This window comes from Hydrocoleum sp. CS-953, assembly GCF_002260545.1.
In the GTDB taxonomy this organism is placed as follows: domain Bacteria; phylum Cyanobacteriota; class Cyanobacteriia; order Cyanobacteriales; family Microcoleaceae; genus Trichodesmium.
In genome coordinates this window covers 1-5,558 of sequence record NZ_LGSU01000940.1, presented here as the reverse complement: position 1 = coordinate 5,558, position 5,558 = coordinate 1, and the positions used below count along the sequence as shown (strand labels likewise).

The following is a 5,558-nucleotide window of genomic DNA, read 5'->3' as shown; positions in this document are numbered from 1 at the left end:
AAAACACATGATTTTTGATAAGAATGGGGTTATAGTAGATTTAAGCGAACAAAAGGAAACAATAAAAATAGCTTAAATAGCTTGATTTTATTCTTACTAAAGTTCCTATAAATAATTTGTTTTAGATAACTTACTGCAAGTCAGTCCCCTAACTTGATTTTTTTAGCTCAAAGCTTACAAAATAACCAATACAATATTTAATTAGGAGTAATAACAATGAAGACTAAATTATCTATCTTATTGACAGCGATCGCTGGTGGTGTAGTTTCCGCAATGCCCGCTCAAGCTTTCTCTTTTGGAACTAATGGTATTATGTTCTATGAAGATACTACTTTGGAATTTGAATTGTTACAAACATACGGAGGTTACAAGTCAGATTTAAGAGTTTATGAAGCAATAGATGTGGATAACGATGGAATAGTAGATCGTTTGTTGGGTGGAGAATTGCTCTTTGAAGAATACAAGGCTTCTGATGATGCAGCTGGACCAACATCTGCTCCAGGTTCAGACCCTCTGGGTACTGCGGGAAATGCTGTAGTAGGTTCTCCAGGTCGTTTTACTTTTGAAGGAGGTAAGACATATACTTTAGGGGTAGAGAATTATGGGTACTGGCAAAATAAGGAAATAGAAAATCCATATTATCCAACAGTGTATTCTACAACTGGTTTAAATCCAGATGGATCACAACGGGCAGTGTTTGGCTCAACAGGTGGAGATGAACTTAATGGATTTGATGGTTCTAAGTATACAGGGGCAGATTTAACAGGGGCAGATTTATTTGCTGGGGTAAATATTAGTTTTGAGGATGGTGGCAATAACGACGACAAAGACTTTCAGGACTTCACTTTCACGGCAAGGTTTGCTGATGGGTCTGGTGAAGGTTACCTTCCCGAGTCAACTCCAGAACCTGCAACTTTAGCGGGTTTAGGTATAGTTGCTGGTGGAATGTTCTTATCTCGTGGTAAAAAGCAAAAGTAATAACTCTGATGACTGAGATACTGAACTCAAGGGGTGACATCCGTTCGGGGGGGTTTATAAATACTAGGGCAAGCATGAATTTTTCGACTAATAACCCTCCCCTACTATTGTTACATTTGGGTGTACATGAGGGCGGGTTTACTCAATCTTACAGCGCTTTTCAGATGGATAAACCACATCGTCACAACCAAAACTTTGTAGGGACGTTCCATGGAACATCCCTACTGTGGTCTACTCAAATGAAAACTGCTGTAGGGTAAGCATGAAAATTTTCTCTAAAACTCGCCCCTACTAGCTACAAATTGCTCCTGTTGTATTAATTTCCAAAGCTTGTACTTCTGTAACTACTCCCTGATTTTTCCAAGCTTCAGTCATTGCTGTTACTACTTTTGAACTTGTGGATGAATTTGTCAGTGCTAATAAAGTCGGACCTGCACCACTAATTACCATTTCATAAGCACCAGCATTTAAGGCAGCAGAACGGACAGACTCATATCCTTTAATTAAAGATTTACGGTAGGGTTGGTGAATTTTATCTTGCATTCCAGCTTGTAACCACTCTCGGCGACCAGTTTCTAATCCTCTTAACAAAATCCCTAAATGAGCGGAATTAAATATAGCATCAGCGCGACTGTATTCTTTTGGTAGAACTTGTCGCGCTTCTGCTGTTGAAAGTTCAAAGTCGGGTATTGCTACTACTGGCACAATATCGGGATGCCAGAGAATATGGCATATTTCCCAACCTGTGGGGGTAGAAGCTGTTAAACGACAACCACCGAGTAAGGCAGGTACAACATTATCTGGATGTCCTTCGATGGCGATCGCTAAGTTCATCACTTCTGTTTGGCTTAAGGGATTACCTGCTAATTGATTTGCCCCGACTAGACCTCCGACTATTGCGGTGGCGGAACTTCCTAATCCTCTGGCTAAGGGTACTCCTAAGTCGATTTCTAGTAGCACAGATGGAGGAGTTTGGTTGATATGTTCATATAATTTTACAAATGCTTGATAGGCAAGATTGCTTTTATCTGTGTTTACTCGTGGAGCTTCTTTGCCTGTGACGGTTATTTTTACTTCTGTTGCGCTATCCGCAATAGAGAATTTGAAGCGGTTATATAAGGAGAGTGCGGCACCGAGGCAGTCGAAACCGGGACCTATATTTGCGGTAGTTGCGGGGACGGTAACTGTGATAGAGGAAGGAGTTGTCATTTCTGTTATCAGTTATCGGTAGCTTTTGTGATAGCTATGCTTGATCAGTATCTTTCTTAACATAAAAGTTGACACAGGAGTAGGTACTTGTTCAATATCTAAAAAGGCTAAGACTTTTATCTGTCAATCTTTTGAGGGTCTATTGGCAACCCCTATATTTTTTTGTTGAATAAATAGTCATAACTATAGACGAACAACCCCAGCTAAATCTTAGGATACCACAAAAATTGTCGGGATGCAACCAAGTTTCTTTTGACGCGCCGATTTTTTTTCAGGAGCTTTATAAAATGAAAATCTTTGTGGCTTTTCACCGAGGATGGATGGAAAGATTTGAGCAGAAAAAACAAGTATTAACAGGAACCTTTAGAGGATGAAAATATTTCTGGTATTGTTTGCAGGGAAAATTCCTCAAACCTTGGTTGAATAAAAAGTCATAACTATAGACGAACGACCCCAGCTAAATTTTAGGATACCACAAAAATTGTCGGGATGCAACCAAGTTTCTTTTGACGCGCCGATTTTTTCAGGAGCTTTCTAAAATGAAAATCTTTGTGGCTTTTCACTTTATGTTTCTTCTGCCAAAAATCCTAACTTTTTGATAACTCAAGCTTCAAAATTTGCACTTTTTTTCAGTCTAAAAAAGCTCAATCTCTTATCTGTCAATGCTTTTACATTTGATAGGCAAGCCATAATTAGGGTTTGCCTATCAAACCAAAACACTTGTTAAATAAAGGTTTGAGCCTTTTTAGAACCTGGAAAAATTACCAAGTTTTCCATCCCCAACCCTCAAAAAGTGAGAATTTTGGGGTGACTATGGCAGAAAAATCAAGAAACAATTATTCCTCCTGCTTTCTCTGTCTTCCCACCTACCCCAGACTCCCCACATTCTCCAGACTTTACTTTTTTCAGCAGCCTAAATATAGTAAGAATTTAACTTCGCACCTTCTAACTTCGCACCTTCTAACTTCTGACTTCACCATTTCCGGCACCACCTGGAGTTTCAATCACAAACACATCTCCTACATTCATTTCCACAGTACCAATACCCCCCAACTCCTCAACTTTCCCATCACTCCGTTCCACATAATTTTTCCCCACTAAACCATCACCCCCACCATTCAAACCAGGGGGAGAAACGACGCGATGACCTGATAATATTCCGGCAGTCATCTTTTCCAAAAAACGCATTCGCCGAATTACTCCATTACCACCTTTATATAAACCTTCACCCCCACTGCCAGAACGTATAGTAAAACTTTCCAGTAATATCGGAAAGCGCCATTCCAAAACTTCCGGATCGGTTAACCGGGAGTTGGTCATGTGAGTATGTACTGCATCAGTGCCATGAAAGTTTATACCTGCGCCGGAACCTCCACAAATAGTTTCATAATATTGATATTTACTATTACCAAAGGTGAAATTATTCATGGTTCCTTGAGATGCTGCCATTACTCCTAAAGCATTATATAAAGTGTCAGTAATTATTTGGGAAGTTTCCACATTTCCTGCCACAACTCCAGCGGGATATTTGGGGTTTAACATACTAGCTTCGGGGATGATTATTTCTAATGGTTTGAGACAACCAGCGTTGAGGGGAATATCATCATCAACTAGGGTACGAAAGACATATAATACTGCTGCTTTACAAACTGCTTTTGGTGCATTGAAGTTGTTGGTGAGTTGGGGAGATGTTCCTGTAAAGTCAATTTTTGCTGTGAGATTTTTTTGGTGGAGGCTGACATAAACTTGAATTTTATTACCGTCATCTAGGTTGGATGTGGATTTTTTTTTGGTAAGTGATGAAGAAAGTTTTTTGATGGCTTGACGTACTGATGCTTCTGCGTTTTCTTGCACGAATTTCATGTAAGCTTGTACGATTTCTAAGCCATAAGTTTCTGTCATTTTTTGAAGTTCTTGTACTCCTTTTTTATTAGCAGCTATTTGTGCTTGTAGGTCGGCTATATTTTGGCTGGTATTTCTGGCAGGATATTTGCTGGATGTGAGGATGTTTAATAGTTCTGTTTCTTGGAATTTTCCGTTTTTGACGAGTTGGAAATTATCGATTAATATTCCTTCTTCGTCTATGGTTTTACTATGGGGAGGCATGGAACCTGGAGTAATGCCACCTATATCTGCATGATGTCCGCGAGAGGCAACATAAAATATGGGATTTGGTATTTTTTCTCTGTTTTCAGGGGAAGTTAGGGAAATATTTGTATCAGATGAAATTTCCTCAGTGGAGTTAGTTTCAGTCAAAATATTTGTCTGATTTTCTTCTATCAAATTTTCATTGTTAGGAGGGTTTGCTGACTTGAAGTTTTGAGTAGTAGACTTATTCCCTAAAAGGATATTTGTCTCGGATAAGGTTTCTGAAGGGAGGTTAGGTTCGGGAAAAATATTATTTTTCCTATTTTCCACATCCTGCTTGGCAATGACAGAAGAATCTTTTGGTTTTTGTAGAGTTGAAAATACAGGAGTAATAACTGTTATGTCTGGCAGATGAGTACCGCCATTATAGGGATTATTTAAAACATAAACATCTCCTGGTTTTAGTGTGTCGCCTTTGTCAGAAATTAAGGCATTAACACTTTCACTCATGGAACCTAAATGTACGGGAATATGAGGAGCATTGGCAACTAATTCACCATCTTTATCGAAAATAGCGCAGGAAAAATCTAGTCTTTCTTTGATATTTACTGAAGAGCTAGTATTTTGTAATGTAATTCCCATTTGTTCGGCGATCGCTCGAAATAGGTTATTAAATATTTCTAGCATTACGGGGTCTGCTGAAGTTGGATTTTTGTCTTGAGACTTACTGGTTATCTCTACGGATTTTTCTGTAGTTTTAGTTTTCGTTAAAATCAGGTGATTTTTGGTAGTTAGTTCTGCTTGCCAACCAGGTTCGATAATATTGGTTCCAGTTTTTTCAATTATTAAGGCAGGACTATTAATTTTGTCTCCTGGTTGTAAATTTTCTCGGAGATAAATAGGAGTATCATGCCATTTTCCGGCTGTATATATTTGTGTTATTGCAGTTGGAGTTATAGGAGATTTTTTAGTGGGAAATTTTTCTATTTCTTCTGGGGTTTCCATTTGCTGAATAAGTTCTAGGGAAACTGCTTCAACTATTAAGGATTTTTCTGCCATGATAAATCCATATCTCTGTTGATGAGCTGTTTCAAATTCGGCTTTTATTGTTGAGATATTTTCGGCAAAGTCTATGATTAATGTTGAGTCACTACCTTGATATTTAAGGTGAATTTTTAATAATAAGGATGTGACAGAAACATCTTGCTTGTCAAATTTATTCCTTTCTGAAATTAAATCTGTTGTAGATTCTAAATTTGAATTTTCCGACGAAGAATTTTCTG

Annotated in this window: 4 protein-coding genes; 2 read left to right on the top strand and 2 right to left on the bottom strand. The window is 38.3% G+C overall.

What is annotated here, in order from left to right; translation table 11 throughout:
• Positions 1 to 216 precede the first annotated feature (216 nt).
• Together AFK68_RS12925 and AFK68_RS12920 are read left to right on the top strand one after the other, a co-directional pair.
• Positions 217 to 978 carry a PEP-CTERM sorting domain-containing protein gene (locus AFK68_RS12925; protein WP_094673171.1) on the top strand — a complete coding sequence of 254 codons (762 nt, stop codon included), beginning with the start codon at positions 217 to 219 and terminating at the stop codon, positions 976 to 978.
• 8 nt (positions 979 to 986) lie between these two features.
• Positions 987 to 1,238, top strand: coding sequence for a hypothetical protein (locus AFK68_RS12920; RefSeq protein ID WP_094673170.1), 252 nt, complete (start codon positions 987 to 989; stop codon positions 1,236 to 1,238).
• A 31-nt stretch (positions 1,239 to 1,269) separates the two neighbouring features.
• Here the strand turns inward: AFK68_RS12920 and thrB are convergent, their stop codons facing one another.
• Both thrB and AFK68_RS41615 read right to left on the bottom strand, forming a co-directional pair.
• On the bottom strand, positions 1,270 to 2,187 hold the full coding sequence (gene thrB, locus AFK68_RS12915) for a homoserine kinase (protein ID WP_094673169.1): 918 nt from the start codon (positions 2,185 to 2,187) through the stop codon (positions 1,270 to 1,272).
• 960 nt (positions 2,188 to 3,147) lie between these two features.
• On the bottom strand, positions 3,148 to 5,558 hold a 2,411-nt coding region (locus AFK68_RS41615; protein ID WP_246844159.1), incomplete at its 5' end, for a hydantoinase B/oxoprolinase family protein.

Excerpts from the sequence above, each read along its gene's own strand:
- thrB (WP_094673169.1), bottom strand. The coding sequence starts at position 2,187 with ATGACAACTCCTTCCTCTATCACAGTTACCGTCCCCGCAACTACCGCA.
- AFK68_RS12920 (WP_094673170.1), top strand. The coding sequence starts at position 987 with ATGACTGAGATACTGAACTCAAGGGGTGACATCCGTTCGGGGGGGTTT.
- AFK68_RS12925 (WP_094673171.1), top strand. The coding sequence starts at position 217 with ATGAAGACTAAATTATCTATCTTATTGACAGCGATCGCTGGTGGTGTA.